Genomic DNA, 18,490 nt, shown 5'->3' on the forward strand with positions numbered 1-18,490 from the left:
CGATACGGAGGGCGGTGGGAAGAGCTGAAAGGACGCCCTGACGGGCGAACTTCTCTCGGGCGCCCACACCCGTTGCCCCGCAGGCCTGTTCGGCGTCCTGCGGGCCGTCCATGGCGGGGATGGGGCAATCCAGGCGGGGGGAGCGGGGGGCGGTCATACGGCCTCCCGCGGTGTGGCGTTGGCGATCAGCCACTCCATGGCGCTGCGGATCGTGGTGCGGCACTCGGCAGCCGGCAGTCCCGTCGACTCCCCCGCCGCCTGGATTGCTTCTTCGACCGTGGGGCGGGAGATGTGGCCCCAGGCGACGAACCGGGCCACCTTGCAGGTGCTGCGGTACAGCGTGTTGTTCCGTCCGTTCGGGCCGCCCTCGTTCGCTGCCCGGATGACGGCGCATTCCCGCTCCAGGGCGGTGCGGGCGGCTTTGGTGCCGTCCCACACGGGCGTCGGGACGGGCGGGGCCGCCGGTTTAGCCCGCTCGGTGAGGAGAGCGGCGAGCCATGCGGGGAGCGGGGCGACGGGGGCCGCCTCGGCGACTTCGTAGGCGCCCTGTTCGATGGTGCTGCCGGGGGCGACGACGTAGCCGCCCCAGGCGCGGGTGTCGATGTGCGGGGCGAGCCGTTTCACGCTGCACTTCATCCGCACCCCGGCGGGGGCGGTGAAGTACAGGTGGCTGCCCCCGCTGGGAGTCCGCACCTGGTAGGTGAGCGGGATGGGCTGTTCGGCGCGCTCGCAGAGCGCCTTGAAAGAAGTGGCGCCGTCAGGCGCTCCTTCCTGCTCTTCGGGTTTGGGTACGTCCAGGTCGACGACGAGCAGCCCGGCGGGGCCGGTGGCGATGCCGACGTTGTACGGGCGGTTCGCCCAAGCGGTCTGGATCAGGCCCGGGTCGGTGGTGGCCCGCTGCTCCGGGGTGCGGTGCCCGCCGACGCAGCGCCCGGTGCGGGGGCATGCCCGCTCGGGGTGCCCGGCGGGCCGCTTGGTGTTCGGGTGCAGAGGGATGACGGGCCAGCCGCGCTCAACGGAAAGCAGCGCGGCGGCGAGCAGGTGCAGGCTTTCCAGGGCCACGGTCATCGGCTCGCTCATGCCGCGACCTCCAGCGTCGCGGCGAGGGCGGCGAGGTAGGCGCGGGCGATCCATTCCGTGTAGGCGGGCGGCAGGGCCTCCCGCAGTCGGAAGTGGTCGGTGGACCAGTCGATGCCCTTGGCCGCGCGGATCTCCTCCACAGTGGCTTTGCCGCCGCCCTTGCCGTACGCGGCGACGTACGGACCCTTGTGGAATTCGCCGTGGCGCCAGCCGCGCACCCGGCCCCGGTGCCGGGGATGGGCCGGCTGCACGGTGGTCCAGCCTCCGAGTTCGAAGTAGCGGTGCATGAGCACGGCCAGGCCGAATTGCTCGCCGCACAGCCGGATGTCCTTGCGCACCTCGGAGCCGGGCACGTTCTCGATCACGTACGGCCGGCCCGTGGCCTCCAGCGCGGCGCGCGTCGGGGCGATCAGCCTCGGGTACGTGCGGCCGATCGCCGCGTTTCGAGCCGCGTTCGTGCCCTTGGTCGGGGCACCCTCGCCCTGGCAGGGCGGAGAGGCGTGGATGAAGTCGAATTCGTGGCCGTACGCGCGGATGAAGTCGATCGCGTCGCCCTGGTGGAAGGCGTCGCCGCAGTAGTCCGGCTGCGCCTGGTTGTCGACGCCGGTGACGTGCACACCGGGGATGCCGCGCTTGTATCCCTTGGTGCCACCGCCGATGCAGCTGTAGGCGTCCAGCACCCGGAACGGTTCGGCTAAGGCCGATACTCGCCGGATGTCGGTGGGTTGCGTCATGCTGGAAGACCTCCAACAGATCTGTTCTGGATTGGTTGGGCAAGGGCGGCCCCGGATTCTTTGGCGAGATGGGGGGCCGCCCTTGGCGTTGCTAGAAGGGGGGCTCTTCGCTGTGCTGCGAGGCTCCCGGGGTGTCGCCGGTCTTGGCCCACGGGTCGTCGCCTGCGGGGCCGTTCTGGGAGGCGCGCTTGGCGTTGATGGTGACGGTGGTGAACCGGATGGAGGCGCCGATGTCGTCGATCTCGACGGCGAGCATGGAGCGCTTCTCGTCCTGCTCGGTGGTCCAGTCGTGCTGCCGCATCCGCCCGCTGGCGACCACGCGGGAGCCCTTCTTGAGGCTGTCGGCGATGTGTTCTGCGAGGGTGCGCCAGGCGGCGCAGCGGTAGAACGCGGTGGTGCCGTCCTTCCACTGGTTGGAGGTGCGGTCGAAGCTGCGCGGGGTGACAGCGATGGTGAACTTGGCGAGCGCGGCCCCGCCCTCGGTGAACTTCAGTTCCGGGTCGCCGGTCAGGTTGCCGACGATGGTGATCGGGGTCTCTCCGAACGACATGCGGTCTCCTCAGCGGTGGTTGATGGTGCCGTTGGCCCGGCCGAACAGGCCGGTGGCCGTGATGTTCTGGGTGATCTGTGCCGGGCCGGTGGGGCGGCGCCCGGCGCGCAGGATGACCGGGATGGCGACGACGCCGGCGGCGATGAGGGCGACGGCGGACCACAGGGCGTGGCTCATGGCGATCAGTCCCGGTGCGGCGTAGGAGATGCCGACGGATGCGGCGGCGATGCCGCATCCGACGGTGGGGGCGAGCAGGGCGGTGGTCTTGGCCCACGCCGGAATCGGCTGCACCACCGCTACGGGCGGCGCCGTGTGGGCGGGGGGCTGGATGTAGGCGAGGGTGCGCATCCCGCCGGGCAGGGTGACCACCTGGACGCCGGGCGGGAGTTCCTCGGGAAGCATCCGCAGGGGCTGGCTCCAGTCGGGGTGGTGGGCCAGCGGATGGGGTCGCGGCTGGGTAGCGGTGGTGATCTCGTACGAGGTTTCGGGGTGCACAACGGGGTCCCTTCGGCAAGGGGTGGTGGTGGCGTTGCGTGACGGGTGCGTGGGGGCTACTGGGTAGTGGGTAGTGGGGTCCCCAGTGGGGAAGCCCTGCTCATAGCCCTTGTGCGCCCCAGTAGGGGCCTTTGGTGGGTAGTGGGGCGTTCCCCGCTACCCACTACTCAGTAGCGCTGCGTGTGGACGCTCAGGCGTGGTCGGGGTGGACGTAGACCGAGTGTGGGCCGTTGTCCCGGTAGACCAACTGGCCCCGTTCGACTGCGGCTTGCAGGGCGGCGCGGACGGTCTTGCGGTCCTTGCCGGCCAGCTCTGCGACCGCGGAGGGTTTCATGCCCTCCGCGCCGGTCGCCTTGATCGCCTCCAGTGCGGCGGGCAGCCATGCCGGGCCGTGCTCCCGCTCACCCCGCAGCGCGGACAGGTTCAGCCCGTCCCCCGGAGCCGGCGGGCCATCCTCGGAGGCCTGCGGTTCGGGCGCGGTGGCGAACTGGGCGTCGATCTGTGCCCGGAACTGCCGCAGCATCTCGTCATCCTCCGAGCCCTGCTCCGCTCGGGGGTCACTCAGCGCGGACAGGTTCAGCCCACCCCCGCCCGCACCCGAAGGCTCACCGCCCGTTCCGTCGTCGGGGGTGTGCTCGCGCATCCATGCGACGCGGCTCGCGTCCCAGCGGCGGGCGTAGTCGGGCCCGGCTGCCTTGGCGGACACGGCATCGAGCGTCGGGTGCCGGTCGCTGGTGGCGGCGATGATCTCGCGGATCTGGTTGGGCAGGATCCGCCACGCCTTGAACAGCGCGGCCGGCGACTCCGGGGTGCCCATGAACCCGGCGCCCTTGAAGGGTGCCTGGTCCACGCGCAGGCCGCGGGAGCCGGGGAACATCTTGCCCAGGTCCATGCCCTCGGTCTCGCCACCGGTGAGAGCGACGCGCACTTTGGCTTCCCGGCGGATCATCAGGTTGCCCAGCACTGCCCCGGTGGCTCCGAGGGCGGTCAGGACGGTGCGCACGCCCATGGCGCGGGCGATGCGGATGACTTCCAGGATCTTTTCCGCGAGCTTGCGCATCGCCCGGTCCGAGCTGGCGAGGATCTCCGCGCCCTCATCGATCACGAGCATGATCTGAGGGATCTTCCGGCTGATGGGCAGCAGGTCCGTGTTGGCCTTGGCCAGGAGGTCCTGGTAGCCCATCTTGCGCTGCTTGGCGACACGGACCGCGGTCTCCAGCATCGCCATCGCTTCGTCGTACGTACCGGCAAGCCAGTCGATCCCCGGCCGCACCACCTTGCCCTCCGGGGTCTCGATCTCCCCGTTCAGCGCGGGCAGGACCCAGGGCAGGCCCGCGGATCCGGCGTTCAGGTCGATCACCCACGTCAGGACGTCCTCGGCGCGGGCGAACCCGGCCAGGATCGTGTGGACCATGTTCGTCTTGCCCGAACCCGTCGGACCCACGACCAGCGCGCACTGCTCACGCAGGTAGGCGACGATGCACGCCGCGTTCGTCCGGTAACCCCACGGAATCCCGGACAGCAGCGACAGAGTGCCGTAGTCCGAGGGGTAAGTGCGCTCTTCCTGAAGGACGTTGACCGTGGTCACGTCGATGATGACGCGGCCCTGGTCGATGCCGGGGGAAGCGGTGGCGGTGCAGCCGTGCGGCAGGCGGGCGTCCGCGGACAGCCGCGCGGACTCGGCGGCGATCTTGGCGTAGGTGGCGCCGCCCTGGGGGAGTTCGGCGTCGATGGAGAACCCGGCCCCGGTCGGCCACGTCTCGACGCCCAGCACGCGCACGGTGATCCCGCACACCCGCTGGATGCGCTCCACCCATTCCGCGGCGATCGCCCGGCGCTCCGCGGACAACTCTCGCGCGATCTGCCGCTCCATGGCGGCGGTGGCCTCTTCCTCGCGGGCCTCCTCGAGCAGCGCGGCAGACCGGGCGGCGGCCCCGATGCCGACGCCGATGGTGGCGAGGGAGCCGAGGGCGGCCCAGGTGAGGGGGCCGTGGGTCATGGCCCAGGTGGTCCAGCCGGCGCCGACGAGCCAGGACGCGGCGCGGGTGGCCAGGGTGCGGCCGGCGTTGCGTACCCGCAGGCCGACGATGGTGTGGCCGAGGGCGCCGGCGGCGCCGACGGCAAGCGCCCAACCGGGGGGCATGGCGGTGGCGGCGCCGGTGGTGGCGACGGCGAAGGCTCCGGTGGTGGCGGACAGGGCGCCGGTCACGGGTCCGTGACCAGCTGCCCAGTCCAGCACCGGGCCACTGCCCTGCTGTTTGGCGGTGGCGGTGCTCATCTCAGACGTTCCATCCCTTCTCTGCCTGCGGGCCGTTGCGGGGGTCCTCGTGCCGGGCGATGTCCTGCGCGTGGACCTGCCTGAACAGCGGGCCCATGTCCTCCGCGACCGCGACGGCGCTCATCAGGGCGCCGAAGATGTCGTTGAAGGCGTCCGCGACTTCCTTCTCCAGCGGGAACTCGTTGTCGGAGCGCTCGGCGAGGATCTTCATCACGTTCGCCACGCTGGTCAGCGCGGCCGGGAGGCCTTCGACCATGGCGAGGATCTCCATGGCGTCCTCGGGGTCGTAGGAGTTGGCGGCCTGCTCCATCTCGGAAGCGACCTCTTCGAACCGGAAACCGGACACGTGCTCTCCTTCACTGACAGGCGTGTTCGTGCTGGTCGGAACCTGTACGGCGGGCCGCTGAACGCTGTCGGCGATGCCGTCGGTGCCGTCCTGGACGGCCTCGGCATCCGCCGCAGCCTCCCGCTCGGACAGCTCCTCACGGATCGCGTCGTCGCGGACGTTGCGCTGCTCGCGGGCGGTCTGGCACAGGCGCCGATACAGGCGCCGACCGGGATGGATCAGCCACGGCAACTTCAACTTGCGGCCGATCGGACTGGTCAAGAGGCCCAGCAGGCCCACCGGGAGGGCGAGCAGGGCGGCGAGCATGCGACGGCCGTGGAAGCGTGCCGCTGAACGCCAGAGCGCGCTGCGGGCCGCCTTCCTCGCGGGTGCCTTGCGTACCGCGCCGCGCTGCGCGTCGACCGTGGCGCGGGCCTTGTCGTCCCGCCGGGCGCGGTTCTTGGCGATCGCCGCATCCCGCACGGCACGGGCCCTACGCGCGGTGCCACCGAGCATCCGACCGGCCAAACCGCCCCGGCGCCCGGCACGGCTGGTGAAACCGGCGCCGCCTGCGGCCTTGGCGTTGCGGCGGGCATCCGCGACCGCGCGGCGGGCGGCAGTGGTCTGCGCCCGCTGCCCGGCCCGCGATCCGCCCGCAGCCTGCTGCGCCGCGCGCAGCGCCCGCACTTGGCCGGCCCGGCCCGCAGCCTGACCCGCGCCACCGTGCGCGCGCTTGGCGGACGAGTGACCAGCCTTGTTGAGGGTCTTGCCGCTGGTAGCCGTGCTGCCGTGCCGTGCGGCGGTGCCCGCCCCGCGGCGGTGCTGGCCCGGCACCTGGCCAGACCTGCCCCCGGCGCGGGAGGCGAGCGAACGGCTCCCGGCCCCGGTCCTGCCCGCGCTTCCACGGTGCAGGCCCGTGGTGCGGGCGGCGGCCCGGCCGGCGCCGCGGGCGGCAGTGCGCCGCTGCTCGCGGCGCGCGCCGGGCTTGTGTGAGCGGGCGGCGGCGACCGTTCCGAGAACAACGGCCCCGGTAGCGGCCACCATGGCGGCGATCGGACCGCCCACGAGGGATGCAGCGGCGACCATGCCCACGGTCGTGTTCGCACCCGACAGGGCCAGAGGCACTACCGGCCAGCCACCGGGCGTGTGGTCCACCTCCGCCGCGGCGGACGTGGGCGCGGGCGGGGTGTCGAGCGGCGGGGGTGGTGGTGCGGTCGGGGCAGCCTCGACGGCTACCGGTTCTGTGCTGAGTTCCGTCATGCTGGAGTGCTCCGTCTCGAAGAGGTCGGGGTGCCGGCGCGGCCCTTTGGCCTGCAAGCGGGGGGTCGCGCCGGTCTGAGCTAGAACGCGTCCGGCTCCAGCGAGAAGAACAAGACCGTGAAGTCGCCGTGGCCCAGCTCGTCCGCGGCGATGGCCCGGATCTCCTGGTAGGCCTGGGAGCGGGAGAAGTACGCGGGGTCGAAGGTGGCGACCGACGACACGGTCAACTGCTCGCCGCTGCGGGTCTGGACGGTCAGGACGTAGTGGAAGCCGACAGCCTTACCGGCGGCGGTGGTCTGGGTGCTCACAGAGCAACTCCTCATGAGAGTTCGGATGTTCAGGCGGTGCGCTGTTCCTCGACGGCGATACACAGGCCGCAGATCCCGTAGGAGCGCGGGATGCAGTAGCCGACGTCCAACTGGCAGCGGGGGCAGGTGCGGCGGGCGAGCATCGCCAGCGCGAGCGCGCCCCACTTGCGGGAGGTCATCGGCCGGACGGGCTTGGCCAGGTCGATGCGGTAGAGGTAGGCGACCTGGTGGCCGCCGGCCCGTCGGTTGATCCGCATGAGCTGCGCGGCGATCGGTTGACCACCCGGACGTAAGCCCCGAGCACGGAGCTGACGGCGGGTAGCCAGCCCCTTCGGGGCGAGGCGGTAGGGATAGGCGGGGATGCCGTAGTGGAGTCCGGTCGGGTCGTAGCAGTCGGCGTAGACCCCGGACATCAGGCCACCGCCTCAGCGGGCTCTGCCTGCTCGGTGGCCCGCTCCTCGCGCGCTTCCTGCACGCGAGCGGCGACCCACCCGACGGACCAGCCGGTGTCCTCGGCAAGCTGCCGCACGGTCCGCTCGCCCTCGCGGAACGAGGCGATGTAGGAGCGGGCCTCGGACTCCGGCATCTTCCTGAGCACCAGCTCGCCGCTGTTCAAGCTGACGTTCGGCAAGTGGTAATCCGTGTTCACGGCCTCCCCCTCACCCGCACCGTGGGCGGTGGGGGCGGGCGGTGCGATGGCCGCGCGTTCACGCCGTGAACGCTCCGCCTGCTCCTGCTGTTCACGCCGCAGCGCATCGGACCGCTGCTCTTTCTCGTGCCGGACGCGGTCCTCGTATTCGCGCTGCTCACGCCGCAGTTCCGCCTCCCGGTCGAGGCGTTCACGCTCCATCCGGGCGGTGTGCTCGCGCTCCGCGGCCCGCTCGGAACTCTCGCGCTCGGCCCGCTCGCGCTCCAGCCGTTCGGCGTGTTCGCGCGCGGCGTGTTCAGCGTGTTCACGGGTCTGCCGCTCGTGTTCACGCTCGGCCTGCTCGCGCTGTTCACGCTCGGCCTGCGCGGTGGCCCGTGAACGCTCGATGCGCTCCAGCGCGGCACTGATCGCGCGTCGGTAGGCCAGTCCCGCTTCAGCGGTGACGATCAGCAGCAGCGGCGCGACCGAGTGCACGGCCACCCCGACGAGATCGTTCTTCAGCGCGCTGTCACCGGCGTTGAGCAACAGCGTCATCAGCCCGGTCATCCACCGCAGCACGGCTGGCCACAGCCCCGACCTCCCACCCAGCCGCGCCACGACCGCATCGAGGCGCACCACGATGACGACCGCGGCATCGACCACAAGGGGAAGGATCGGTGCCGTCCACGTCCAGGCGGCGGGGGTGACCCGCTCCACCAGGGGTGTGACCGTCAGCACGGAGAACAGCACCGCACCCGCGGTGATCGCCCACGTGCCGGCCGCGAGCGTCTTCTCCGCGGACTGAATCTGGGACGGAGTCAGGGAATTAAGCATCCCCGCCCCCATCCCCCGCGTCCTTGCGCAGGCTGTCGAGGGAATCGCCGTAGGCGATGAGCTTCAGCTCCGCACCGGCGAACTCACCGGACGCCAGCAGCACCCACGTCCGGCCGCCGTTCTGCTCGCGGAACTGCACGTCGTCCGGGGCGATGCCCAGCGCGACCCGCCATGTCTCGAACGGCGCCAGATCGTCGTACAGCGTCAGCTCCAGCCTCTTCGGCCAGATCGTCGAAATCTCCAGCGTTGGCGCGGGCAGGTCGGGGAAGTCGACGGCCAGCGCGCGCAGCGCCCGCATCGGGACGGTGAGGTCGTCCAGCGTCAGGTTCTCGCTCATGCCGCCACCGCCATGCCCACGACGTGGCTCCGCACCGTCCGGCGCGCCGACGACGCCCGACGCGGCCGGCGAGCCGCGGCCCGCACGTCCTTCAGCGGGCTGATCCGCAGCAACGCCTCCGCGTACGCCGCGGCCTCCCGGTCCGACTCCCGCAGCTCCGCGAGCACCTCGCGCGCCACGGCCAGCCGCACTGCCCGCTCCTGCTCGGACTCCACGGCCGGACCGGTGAACAGCTCCAGGTCGATACCGAACGCCAGCTCCGCGAACTCCGTCGCGGTAACGGCTTCATGACCAGCAACGATGCACTTCATGGGTCGTGCTCCTCTCACACAGGAACGGCCCGAACAGCGGCCCCGGGTCTAGCCACCCGGGGCCGCACGCCGTTGGAAACCAGAACTTCCGGCTCCCCACGCACCGCCCGTACGACCGCGAAGGCCGGACGGGCGGAGGAGGCAACCGACCGCAGCAGAGATCCGCGCTGCGGAGGCGAGCGTGCAGGTCAAGCAGGTTGTTCAGCGCTCCGCCCCTCTCGGGGTGAGCCACTTTCTTAACTCTGCCTCAGAGTGCACTGTGAGGCAGAGTGCGTCAAGTCCCCTCACGGGACAAGGGGCGTGGGACGCTGGTTCTAGCTCTGCGACTTGGGCACTATGAGGCAGAGACCGAGACGAAACTTGGGGTGTAGATGGTCGAGTGGACCGGCAAGTTCGCCTACCAGCAGGTGGCCGATGACCTGCGGCGACGCATCGCGGATGGCGAGTTCGCCGGCACCGGACAGCTCCCCTCGCTGGCGCAGCTTCAGAAGACGTACGAGGTCACAGTGACCGTCGCTCGCGCCGCCATCCGGCAGTTGACGACGGATGGCCTCGCTGTGAGCCACCAGGGCAAGGGCGCCTTCCTGACGCCGGACGCCGGCCGTGCCGCACAGCTCGCCGATCCGGTCGGGACCGTGGCCGAACTGCGCGCGGAAGTCGCGCAACTGCGGAACGAAGTAGGGGAGCTTCGCCAACGCGTCGCGACCCTGGAAGGAAGCTGACCTTCCAGCAAGCCGGGGTTGGGTCTGGACAGCCACGACGCGGGGCATCTGAACCTCCTCGTTCGGTGTGAGCACAAGTTCACCGCCACGGTGCGAAAACCGGTATCACGTCCCGCTACCTGAGAAAGTCCAGCCGGTTTTATACATCCGCTTACACAGGCGCTATCACGAATTTCCACAGGCCTAGTCGAGCCGCTACACTCGCGGTTCCGACTAGCTATCTAGGAGGGGCAGATGGCTCGGAAGCACCCAGATTGGAAGCCCGATCTCCTGCGAATGCATCGCGAGGAAATAGGGCTCACCTTGGAAGACACTGGGGAGAAGCTTCGCGAAATCGCGGAGCGTCACGGCTTCAACATTGCCGCGAACTTCCAGACGATTTGGGGCCACGAAAAGGGTTCGGTGTATCCCGGTCCGCATTACCGCCGGGCGTACTGCCGTCTCTATCGTCGCAACGAAGCTCAACTCGGCTTCCGTAAAGCCCTGCCCGGAGAGGATGCCCCTGTGGAATCCGTACCGGCGCCCGTTTCCGCTGAGCGAAAGCTCCCCGCCCAGCCGGACGCAGTACGTAAAGCGCTGAGCAGCATCCGTGAAGGAACCGACGATGTGGACAGTGAAGCTCTGCGCAATCGTATAGTCGACGCATGGCGTCGCCACACCGCAGGGGTAAACGCCGAAGGCCCGACCGTGGTCCTGGTCGGAGGTTACGCCGGGTCAGGGAAGTCGGAGTTCGCAAAGTTCCTCGGAGGGCTCACCGGGTGGCCGATCCTCGACAAGGACTCGCTAACACGTCCACTGGTGGACCAACTCTTGGTTTCATTGGGCGGAGAGGCGCACGACCGAAGTTCTGAACTCTACCGCGAAAAGGTCCGGCCGCTGGAATACCGGTGCCTCATGGAAGCCGCATGGGACAACCTGAATTGCGGGATTTCAGCGATCCTCGACGCTCCGTTCATAACTGAATTCTCCCAAGCTGAATGGATGCAGCGCTTCCAGAATCGTTGCCGATCTAAGCGTGTTTCCGTCGCAACCATATGGGTTGAGTGTGACCTCGAATCGATGCGCGAGTACATCGAATTCCGGGGTGCCGCGCGCGATGCCTGGAAGATGGCAGCATGGGAGGAATACGCCTCGGGACTCAACCTTAAGATGCGGCCGGAGGGCCCGCATTTCGTTGTCGACAACCGGCTTGGCGCCGCCGTGGCCCTGGTCGACGAAGCCCGTGACGTGCTGAGCGGCGGCGGGCTATGAGCCCTTCCGGGGTCATCCTCTACGGCCCCCCAGGGGCCGGAAAGGACACTATTGCAGCCGAGCTATCACGCCTGCGGCCAGAGTTCACGCTCTTCCAGCGGCTCAAAGCGGGCCCCGGGCGAACCACAGGGTACCGGCTGACCACAGCGCAGCACATCGAGGAACTGACGCAGGTCGGAGAGGTTCTGTATCGAAATAGCCGGTATGACGCCCAATATGCCATCGACCGCGGTGAGGTCTCCGCGCTTGTCGACGCCGGACGCATTCCTGTCCTCCACATGGGCCAGGTTGCCGGGGCTCACGCCGTCGCCACCTTCCCCATCAACTGGGTGCGCGTTCTGTTGTGGTGCCCCGAAGAAACCACGCGTCAACGCTGCCAGGTACGCGGGGACAAGGATCTGGACGCCCGACTCAAGGTCTGGCACGAGACCCGACAGGATCTCTTGGACCATGCGGCAGAGCCCTGGTCGCTCGTCCTCAGAACCGACCAGGTCAGCGCGACTCAGGCAGCACAGGCCATCGACGATGCCCGGTTGGCCGGCGCGCCCGCTGAACGGCGCGACGTCCGTAGGCTGGTCGAATGACCGTCGTCGGGATCCTTCATCCGGGCAGTATGGGCGCTGCCGTGGCAGCGCAGGCCAGCCTCAATGGAGCCGAGGTTCTGTGGTTGCCGACCGGACGCAGCTCCGCAACCAAGGAACGGGCTCAGAGGTATGGGCTGACGGCTGTGAGTGACCTCAGAGAGCTGACGGAGCGAGCCGAAATCATCCTCAGCATCTGCCCACCGGCGCATGCGGCGGACGTCGCGGCCGAGGTCTCGGCTCACCTGTTCAAAGGCGTCTATGTGGACGGCAACGCCATCTCTCCTGCCAGCATGGCGCGTGTCTGCTCCATCGTGGCACCGACCGGGGCGACCGTCGTCGACGGCTCTGTCATCGGCTCGCCCCCGTCCTCTTCTAAGTCCGCTCGCCTGTATGTGTCCGGCCCGGCGCACGCACTAACGCCTGTGACGTCGCTCTTCGCGGACACAGCGGTGAAGGTTTACCAACTGCCGGGCGGCATCGGCCGTGCCTCCGCGCTGAAGCTGTCGTACAGCAGCTACCAGAAGGCCAGCCGCGTACTAGCCGCGGTCTCGTACGCCCTCGCCCATGTCTACGGGGTAGAGGAGGAACTGCTCGACATCGCCCAGAATCGCACCACCAGCTACCTCGCTGAGACGGCCTACATCCCGAAGGTGGCCGCGCGGTCATGGCGCTGGGGGCCGGAGATGCGAGAGGCGGCGTCCGCCCTCCGAGACGCCGGACTTCCTCCTGACCTAGCCGAGGCATCGGCCATGGTCATGAGTCGGTGGGACGACCTCAAGGATTCGCCCTTGGACGTCCCTCAGGCACTCGAACACCTCCACAGCACCCCGGACGACGAGCCTGGCTAGGCTGCCGCCGCCCGCATTGCCTCGATGGCTTCTGCTACGCCTCGCACCACGACGTCGGGCTCACGGAGGCCATCGGTCCATTCACGACCATTGGCCACCCACGCCGTTCGCAGTCCCGCCGCGCGCCCCCCTTCCATATCCGTCTCGGGGTTGTCCCCCACCATCCACCCTCCGGCGCTCAGCCGGGTACCGCACAGTGCAGCGGCCACCTCGAAGTGAACGCGCGCTGGTTTCCGGGCGCCGACCTCCTCCGAAACACAGATCCCGTCGAAGAGTGAAGTCAGCCCGGTCGCAGCGAGCTTGGCCCGCTGGATGTCTCCAGGGCCGTTCGTCGCGATACCGAGAGTCCACCCCGTACCGCGCAGCTCTTCGAGACTGTCCCGAACCTTCGGCCAGCAGCGCACCGACCCGGCGATGCCATCGACGTATTCGTGCCAGAGGTCGGCCGGCTTGTCGCTGAGCCCCAGTGCCTCCCGCAGGTATACAAAGTCTGCGGGGTAAGCCCGCTCCCGGAGCCGATCACAGATGACGGACTCCGCCTCTCGGGGCAGGCGCCGCGAGCACGCAAAGGCACGGGCCCAATCCTCAAGGCCCTCAAGCCGATCGATCAGGGTGTTATCGAGGTCGAAAAGTGCCAGCACACAGCGAAGCTACGCGACGGCCCGTCCGTCACACACTCCCCACCAGCGCCGCCGGCAACCGACGCGCGTCGTAGCCCGGCCGGGCGGAACGTCCGACCGCCAGGCTGCCGGACGTTCCGGATGACAACGCGGACACGCTTTCCCTACGTCATCAAGGCTCGCTGCGCTCGCTCGACCGGCGGCCGACGGCGCTTGCCTATCTTCGGGCCGCAGGCTCCGCCCAGGCGCATCAACGGTCGCGCCGGCCCGCATGCCGCCGCCACCGCGATCCGGCCTCAGGGATGGAAAAGATCAACAGCAGCTAGACCCCAACGCCCTCGTTTCAGGGGCCACACGCGCACCCCTTTCCACCCTGTTGCCCACAAGGGGTCGAACAAGTCCGAGGGCCGCGCCAAGCGCGGCGGCCAATACCAACACGGGGACGGGGGCGAACGGTGATCCCCAACGGTGCAGGTCAAAAACGCTTTATGTTACCGAAAGAGGCCGGATCGCGGTGGCGGCGGCATGCGGGCCGACGCTGCCAGATACGCGGGCGTTCGAACAGTCGGCCGATCCCGCACCAGGCCACCGGCCGGACGGCGGACGCGACCATGCGGACGTAGAAGACCAACACCCGACCTCGACTGGCGCAGGGCCACGGTCAAAACGATGCCTCCGGCGGGGGATCGGCCAGCACCGGGATGGAGGGGGCGCCGTTCCCGACCGCGGGTCCGTGGATGGCGTGCGTGGTGGGCTCCCATCCCGTCCACCGTCGCCCCAGGCAGAGCCGAGCAGACGCGGCCCATGAGGTCGTTCGTACAGTGGCGCGCTCCACCTGGACGCCATGAACCACGCCTGCTCCACGGTGTGTGGGTCGACGGCGGACGGGATGGGAGCTGGGGTGAGTGGTGGGTGATGCGACGGTCCTCCAGCGGCAGCCGCCACGGCCAGCCACGCTGAACGTCACCCCCGCCGATGCCCCAGCCACGCATCAACCGCCTCGCCGATTCCGGGACAACCTAATGGCAGGTTGTCCTACTCTACGCGGAGTCAACGTGTCTCGATTGAAGGTGCGACCCCGGCGGCTGTCGATATTAGCGCGACGACGCGGACGGTTTGGCGGCGTTGGGGCAGGCCTCACGAAAGGTTCTTTGCGGTGAAGCTATTTATGGACGAGTCAGGAAACGGAAATACCTCCCAGCCGCTGATCGTCGGCGCGGTTGAACTGGGCGAAGATGCAGATGACATAGAAGAAAAAATTCGGGATTTGCATAAGAGGCTATCTGCGAAGAGCAGCCTGGCCGGACTTGCCAGCTTCGAAGAATTTCGCAATAACGGTTTTCACAGCTCGACCAATCCGCTAGAGGTCTCCGGTCCATTCCTAGAGCTCATGCGAACCATTTTCTTTAGGTCATACATGGTCGTAACCGATCGAACAGGTTTCCCTGGCGACACGGAATCCGGGCTGATCGAGTTCATGTATGTGAAATTGCTTAGTGATCTATTGATCCGCCATCGCCATGAATCTGAGTTGCTTTGCTACATAGAGCAGAGCGAGGGTATGGCGGCAATTATTCGCCGACTTCCCGGAAACGTTGTCAGGCAGGCCTACAAAACAATGGGCAAAGCCGCACCGTTGCCGCAGTTGAATATCACAATGGTCGCTAAGAGTGACTACATGTCTACGGCCATCATCGACTATGTCATGGCAGCAGTAAGTAGATGGCTTCAAGCACGCTGTACCACAGAACCGAAAGACTGGGCCTATAGGGCATTCCGCGAGATTGAGCCGTCCATTTCCATGCTCTATTCATTCGAGCACGGTCGCATCTCTAGCCGGAAAGACCCACTTCATTGACGTATGATAGGATCGCGTGAGGAGGTAGGGTCGCGGTCAACGTTGTGCGCGAGTTCGCGTGCGTTGCATGATAGCCCTTGCACGGGAGTGCGACCCTACCTCCGTCTGTGCCATCACAGGGGGGGCAATGCCGTACTTGGTTGATGACCTAGCGGAGCAAGCCAGCGTATCGGTCGAAATTCTAGAGGCGCTTTCCTTGGCTCTTCCTGCGGGTGCCGGGCGGCTCTACGATCAGCGGATATACCGCAAGAAGCACGGCGGAGTACGAGAAGTATTCAATCCGAGGCGACCCTTCGATGCCATTAACAAGAATTTGCATCGGAGCTTCCTAAACGTGTTCTCGTATGATGCCCCTGACCATGTTCACGGATTTGTTCGCCAACGTTCTACGATCAGCAATGCCAGTCAGCACCTAGCAAAACAGTGCGTTTTGCGCATGGATCTTGAGGATTTCTTTCCGTCAATTGACGCCGCAACAATAAGGGCTCTATTGCGAGAGCAAGGTTACGAAGAGAAGGCCGCGGACGTTGCTGTCAATCTCGTCACTATCGGCGGCAAGCTACCAATCGGACTTAGCACTTCACCCCTCTTGTCTAATTTGGCCTTCCTGAGCACAGACCGCTCCCTCGCCGAGTATGCACAGTCGGAGGGCCTGTCGTTCACGCGTTATGTGGACGATCTCACGTTCTCTGGCGATGTCACTGACCGCCATTCAGTGGATATCGCTCAAATCCTCGACGACGCTGGCTGGTCGGTGAACACGCGCAAAACCGCTTTCATGCGCCGCGGTGGTCCACAATACGTCACCGGCTTGTACGTCGGCGAATCGGACGGGCCCCGGATTCCGCGTCAGCTAAAGCGTAAGATGCGATGGATCTTGCACGTGATATCGAAATTCGGTTACTACACCTATATGGAAGAGTTCGGCGGCGCGGACGAGGTGATGCTTCGGCGTCGTCTGTTGGGCTGGGCATGCTATATCGCCGCAGTCGAGCCAGACGTAGGTTACCCACTACTGCGGGCATTCGATGAGCTGGTTCCGGAGCCGGATGAGGATATATACGATCTCCTCTAGGTCTGCACCCATCACCGGGCCGTCTGCGGGCCGTCCGAGGGTGGCCATCGACTACCAACAACGACGAACAACGACAGCGTCCTCGCTGGTCACAGCGGCCCCCTGAAAACAGGGCCCCGTGGTAGCGGCTCTGCATCATCACTTCTTCGACTAGTGACCGAGCTGCGGCCCAAGGTCTGCGTCTGGACACAACCTCGGCCGGCGCCTCTGGGACCCGCGGTACAGCAGCGAAGTACAGCAACCCCACCGACCAGTGCCAACCGCCGGCGCTCCTAGCGGTCCGCCGTACCAGCCCAGGAGACCTCGGCGACCACCATGCCCATAGTTCGCATCGAGGGGCACACCGCGACGCCCCCGCTCGGCCGTCTCTAAGCCGTGCGGGGGTGCTCGACGATGGCAGATGGCGACGGTCGACAACGCCCCTCCCCCTGCTTAGAGACGACGGTTCGGGCTCTGGCGCGGATGCCCACCCCCGAAGGTGAGTTGGGGTCTAACGGACTGTCAGTGGCGGCGCTTACCCTTTCGCCATGCGTAAGGGTGCGATCAGTCGAGATGGCGTTATCAAGGCCATCGCAGAGTACGACGAGTTGGGCCGTGACAGGTTCCTGTCGGAGTACGGGTACAAGCCGGCGACCGGATACCTACTCGTACATGAGGACCGAACGTACGACTCGAAGGCCATAGCCGGAGTGGCACACAAGTTCGATCAAGAACGAGCACTGAGATGGGACGAGTTCAGCGGAGGGCCTACGGAGGCGACCAGGTGGCTTGTCCGGCTCGACTTCGTAGTCCGTTCGACCAGAGCTCCTGACTGGACTCGTGACGAGATCATTCTCGCCTGCGACCTGGCGATGGCCAACGGCTGGAAGCGACTGGAGTACTACGACCCGCGTGTGATCGAGCTGTCCGCCCTGCTGCAGACCATGCCGATCCACCCTGAAGAAGTGCGTACCGAACTGTTCCGGAACCCCAACGGCGTGGCTCGTAAGACGGCCGACATCACCTCCCGGCACCCGGATTACCGGGGGAAACCCACAAATGGCAACGCGCTGGATGTTGAAGTCTTGAACGATTTCCTCGCCCGGTCGGCCGAGATGGCGGAGGTGGCCCAGCGCATCCGGGACGGCCTCACCACAGGCGAGTTCCAGGCCCTGCCGCCGGACGCCGAAGAGGAAGATGACTACAGTGCACCCGAGGGCAGGTTGTTGATACGCCGCCACAGAAGCCGTGAGCGGGATAAGAGGCTACGCAAGAGGAAGATCGATGCCGTGCTGCGTCAGGGCCATGGCCTGGCTTGTGAGGCATGCGGCTTCGATTTCGAAGCAACGTACGGGGCGCGGGGCGCCGGATACATCGAGTGCCATCACGTCGTGCCCTTGCACGAGGCCGGCGAGGGACGGACGAAGCTCAGCGATCTTGCTCTAATCTGCGCCAACTGTCACCGGATGATCCACCGCAGGGCACCGTGGCCGACGCCTGATGAACTCCGGAAGCTCATCGATCAAACAACGCCTCAGGGCGGGGCGCGCATACCCTCGCGACAGATTCCCGAGTCGATCAGGACTAATCCTCCGTCGAAGGAGCGCCCCACGCGCTAACTTTGCTTAGCGTGACATCGATCTCCCGAGGGGAGGCTCTCTCCATATCTGTTACGAAGTGCAATTTCGCCGCATTCAGCAATGATTTGGCCGAGTCTCGGACGATCGGGTCGGGGTCTCTATCGGCGCACTCTTCCCAAATGAACATTGGCCATGGTGGAAGATTCTTCCTAGTCCACCACTCTTTATCTTGGGAGCACATGGTCTCCGCCATGGCTGCAAGTAGGTACAGCTTTGCCTTCCGTGGCATTTTGGTATCGGTCGTCCATGCCCGCATGAAGTGATCCGGAAAGTAGTAAGTTTCCGCTCTTTCGTTGGTTAGCTCACCTTTTTCGGCGTGCTTTTTAAGCACGTAGGCAGCTTCAGTCATCGCATCAGGACTGACGCGTCGACCTTCCAGGCTCTCATCATTTCCGGCTAGGATTTCGCCTATTACCCATGTAGCCGTCGCTGGTTCGACTTTTCCGCTATCCCATGCGGGGATCAAGGTGCGAAGGGCTGCGTGCCTGTGCCCGAGAAGCACCATCGAAGAGAATACGCCGGCGGCGACGTCTGCGTGTTTGCTTTGCTTTTTGCGTATAAATTCGAGACTTCTCAGCACTGCCTCAAGCTGCTGACGCCATCTTTCACGCGCGTTATGCTCCCTCGTCAGTAGGGCGCCTAGCACAGTGACCGCAGTGCCAAGACCTCCGGCCACAAATGTTAGAAAGGTTTTGAGCTGCGTGTCCGTCGGTTTGCCGAGGCGAAAAAGGTTAGTCCGTATCGCCAGGGATGCCGCCATGACCCACAGTGGT

20 protein-coding genes are annotated in these 18,490 nt (G+C 66.7%); 7 read left to right on the forward strand and 13 right to left on the reverse strand.

The window, feature by feature from the left end; genetic code table 11:
* Positions 1-153: 153 nt before the first annotated feature.
* The 11 genes from AAFF41_RS21665 to AAFF41_RS21715 all read right to left on the reverse strand — a co-directional run bounded on the left by AAFF41_RS21665 (position 154) and on the right by AAFF41_RS21715 (position 9,140).
* A complete protein-coding gene (locus tag AAFF41_RS21665; RefSeq protein WP_343324460.1) occupies positions 154-1,080 on the reverse strand; it encodes a bifunctional DNA primase/polymerase in 927 nt (308 codons plus the stop codon).
* Entirely contained in the window at positions 1,077-1,814 is a 738-nt protein-coding gene (locus AAFF41_RS21670) for a class I SAM-dependent methyltransferase (protein WP_343324461.1), read from the reverse strand. Before AAFF41_RS21670 ends, AAFF41_RS21665 begins: the two co-directional genes overlap by 4 nt.
* Positions 1,815-1,905: 91 nt before the next feature.
* Complete coding sequence (gene ssb, locus AAFF41_RS21675; RefSeq protein ID WP_343324462.1) at positions 1,906-2,364, reverse strand: single-stranded DNA-binding protein; 459 nt, start codon at positions 2,362-2,364, stop codon at positions 1,906-1,908.
* A gap of 9 nt (positions 2,365-2,373) precedes the next feature.
* Complete coding sequence (locus AAFF41_RS21680) at positions 2,374-2,859, reverse strand: hypothetical protein (protein ID WP_425526139.1); 486 nt, start codon at positions 2,857-2,859, stop codon at positions 2,374-2,376.
* A 190-nt stretch (positions 2,860-3,049) separates the two neighbouring features.
* The gene (locus tag AAFF41_RS21685) at positions 3,050-5,137 is read right to left on the reverse strand and encodes a hypothetical protein (RefSeq protein WP_343324463.1); all 2,088 of its coding nucleotides are present in this window, start codon (positions 5,135-5,137) and stop codon (positions 3,050-3,052) included.
* Position 5,138: 1 nt separating this feature from the next.
* Positions 5,139-6,722: a hypothetical protein gene (locus tag AAFF41_RS21690; protein WP_343324464.1), complete on the reverse strand. Its 1,584-nt coding sequence runs from the start codon at positions 6,720-6,722 to the stop codon at positions 5,139-5,141.
* An 80-nt stretch (positions 6,723-6,802) separates the two neighbouring features.
* Positions 6,803-7,030 carry a hypothetical protein gene (locus tag AAFF41_RS21695; protein ID WP_328757671.1) on the reverse strand — a complete coding sequence of 76 codons (228 nt, stop codon included), beginning with the start codon at positions 7,028-7,030 and terminating at the stop codon, positions 6,803-6,805.
* Positions 7,031-7,059: 29 nt separating this feature from the next.
* A complete protein-coding gene (locus AAFF41_RS21700; RefSeq protein WP_343324465.1) occupies positions 7,060-7,443 on the reverse strand; it encodes an RRQRL motif-containing zinc-binding protein in 384 nt (127 codons plus the stop codon).
* A complete protein-coding gene (locus AAFF41_RS21705; protein WP_343324466.1) occupies positions 7,443-8,321 on the reverse strand; it encodes a coiled-coil domain-containing protein in 879 nt (292 codons plus the stop codon). The genes AAFF41_RS21700 and AAFF41_RS21705 overlap by 1 nt, the downstream gene beginning before the upstream one ends.
* 163 nt (positions 8,322-8,484) lie before the next feature.
* Positions 8,485-8,829, reverse strand: coding sequence for a hypothetical protein (locus tag AAFF41_RS21710; RefSeq protein ID WP_343324467.1), 345 nt, complete (start codon positions 8,827-8,829; stop codon positions 8,485-8,487).
* Complete coding sequence (locus AAFF41_RS21715) at positions 8,826-9,140, reverse strand: hypothetical protein (RefSeq protein WP_343324468.1); 315 nt, start codon at positions 9,138-9,140, stop codon at positions 8,826-8,828. Before AAFF41_RS21715 ends, AAFF41_RS21710 begins: the two co-directional genes overlap by 4 nt.
* Before the next feature lie 371 nt (positions 9,141-9,511).
* Between AAFF41_RS21715 and AAFF41_RS21720 the strand changes: the two genes are divergently transcribed.
* The 4 genes from AAFF41_RS21720 (at position 9,512) to AAFF41_RS21735 (ending at position 12,545) form a co-directional block, all read left to right on the forward strand.
* A complete protein-coding gene (locus AAFF41_RS21720; protein WP_343324469.1) occupies positions 9,512-9,862 on the forward strand; it encodes a GntR family transcriptional regulator in 351 nt (116 codons plus the stop codon).
* Positions 9,863-10,096: 234 nt separating this feature from the next.
* Positions 10,097-11,113 (forward strand): P-loop nucleotide/nucleoside kinase family protein, encoded by a 1,017-nt coding sequence (locus tag AAFF41_RS21725; RefSeq protein WP_343324470.1) that lies wholly within the window; start codon positions 10,097-10,099, stop codon positions 11,111-11,113.
* Positions 11,110-11,697, forward strand: coding sequence for an AAA family ATPase (locus tag AAFF41_RS21730; protein WP_343324471.1), 588 nt, complete (start codon positions 11,110-11,112; stop codon positions 11,695-11,697). Before AAFF41_RS21725 ends, AAFF41_RS21730 begins: the two co-directional genes overlap by 4 nt.
* On the forward strand, positions 11,694-12,545 hold the full coding sequence (locus tag AAFF41_RS21735; protein WP_343324472.1) for an NAD(P)-dependent oxidoreductase: 852 nt from the start codon (positions 11,694-11,696) through the stop codon (positions 12,543-12,545). Before AAFF41_RS21730 ends, AAFF41_RS21735 begins: the two co-directional genes overlap by 4 nt.
* Here the strand turns inward: AAFF41_RS21735 and AAFF41_RS21740 are convergent.
* The gene (locus AAFF41_RS21740; RefSeq protein WP_343324473.1) at positions 12,542-13,186 is read right to left on the reverse strand and encodes an HAD family hydrolase; all 645 of its coding nucleotides are present in this window, start codon (positions 13,184-13,186) and stop codon (positions 12,542-12,544) included. The genes AAFF41_RS21735 and AAFF41_RS21740 overlap by 4 nt on opposite strands.
* Positions 13,187-14,321: 1,135 nt before the next feature.
* On the opposite strand from AAFF41_RS21740, the gene AAFF41_RS21745 reads away from it, so the two are divergent.
* The 3 genes from AAFF41_RS21745 to AAFF41_RS21755 all read left to right on the forward strand — a co-directional run bounded on the left by AAFF41_RS21745 (position 14,322) and on the right by AAFF41_RS21755 (position 17,696).
* Positions 14,322-15,023: a DUF3800 domain-containing protein gene (locus AAFF41_RS21745; protein WP_343324474.1), complete on the forward strand. Its 702-nt coding sequence runs from the start codon at positions 14,322-14,324 to the stop codon at positions 15,021-15,023.
* A 127-nt stretch (positions 15,024-15,150) separates the two neighbouring features.
* Positions 15,151-16,098, forward strand: a complete 948-nt coding sequence (locus AAFF41_RS21750; RefSeq protein WP_343324475.1) for a reverse transcriptase family protein — start codon at positions 15,151-15,153, stop codon at positions 16,096-16,098.
* Positions 16,099-16,625: 527 nt separating this feature from the next.
* Positions 16,626-17,696, forward strand: a complete 1,071-nt coding sequence (locus AAFF41_RS21755; RefSeq protein ID WP_343324476.1) for an HNH endonuclease — start codon at positions 16,626-16,628, stop codon at positions 17,694-17,696.
* On the opposite strand, the gene AAFF41_RS21760 is transcribed toward AAFF41_RS21755, so the two are convergent.
* On the reverse strand, positions 17,662-18,477 hold the full coding sequence (locus AAFF41_RS21760) for a hypothetical protein (protein ID WP_343324477.1): 816 nt from the start codon (positions 18,475-18,477) through the stop codon (positions 17,662-17,664). The genes AAFF41_RS21755 and AAFF41_RS21760 overlap by 35 nt on opposite strands.
* Positions 18,478-18,490 lie beyond the last annotated feature (13 nt).

Origin of the sequence: Streptomyces mirabilis (assembly GCF_039503195.1) — a bacterium.
Taxonomy (GTDB): domain Bacteria; phylum Actinomycetota; class Actinomycetes; order Streptomycetales; family Streptomycetaceae; genus Streptomyces; species Streptomyces mirabilis_D.

Bases quoted from the DNA above. Each gene is read 5' to 3' on its own strand.
- AAFF41_RS21670 (WP_343324461.1), bottom strand. From the start codon at position 1,814: ATGACGCAACCCACCGACATCCGGCGAGTATCGGCCTTAGCCGAACCG.
- AAFF41_RS21715 (WP_343324468.1), bottom strand. From the start codon at position 9,140: ATGAAGTGCATCGTTGCTGGTCATGAAGCCGTTACCGCGACGGAGTTC.
- ssb (WP_343324462.1), bottom strand. From the start codon at position 2,364: ATGTCGTTCGGAGAGACCCCGATCACCATCGTCGGCAACCTGACCGGC.
- AAFF41_RS21710 (WP_343324467.1), bottom strand. From the start codon at position 8,829: ATGAGCGAGAACCTGACGCTGGACGACCTCACCGTCCCGATGCGGGCG.
- AAFF41_RS21750 (WP_343324475.1), top strand. From the start codon at position 15,151: ATGCCGTACTTGGTTGATGACCTAGCGGAGCAAGCCAGCGTATCGGTC.
- AAFF41_RS21665 (WP_343324460.1), bottom strand. From the start codon at position 1,080: ATGAGCGAGCCGATGACCGTGGCCCTGGAAAGCCTGCACCTGCTCGCC.
- AAFF41_RS21700 (WP_343324465.1), bottom strand. From the start codon at position 7,443: ATGTCCGGGGTCTACGCCGACTGCTACGACCCGACCGGACTCCACTAC.
- AAFF41_RS21690 (WP_343324464.1), bottom strand. From the start codon at position 6,722: ATGACGGAACTCAGCACAGAACCGGTAGCCGTCGAGGCTGCCCCGACC.
- AAFF41_RS21735 (WP_343324472.1), top strand. From the start codon at position 11,694: ATGACCGTCGTCGGGATCCTTCATCCGGGCAGTATGGGCGCTGCCGTG.
- AAFF41_RS21730 (WP_343324471.1), top strand. From the start codon at position 11,110: ATGAGCCCTTCCGGGGTCATCCTCTACGGCCCCCCAGGGGCCGGAAAG.
- AAFF41_RS21720 (WP_343324469.1), top strand. From the start codon at position 9,512: ATGGTCGAGTGGACCGGCAAGTTCGCCTACCAGCAGGTGGCCGATGAC.
- AAFF41_RS21685 (WP_343324463.1), bottom strand. From the start codon at position 5,137: ATGAGCACCGCCACCGCCAAACAGCAGGGCAGTGGCCCGGTGCTGGAC.
- AAFF41_RS21760 (WP_343324477.1), bottom strand. From the start codon at position 18,477: ATGGCGGCATCCCTGGCGATACGGACTAACCTTTTTCGCCTCGGCAAA.
- AAFF41_RS21755 (WP_343324476.1), top strand. From the start codon at position 16,626: ATGCGTAAGGGTGCGATCAGTCGAGATGGCGTTATCAAGGCCATCGCA.
- AAFF41_RS21725 (WP_343324470.1), top strand. From the start codon at position 10,097: ATGGCTCGGAAGCACCCAGATTGGAAGCCCGATCTCCTGCGAATGCAT.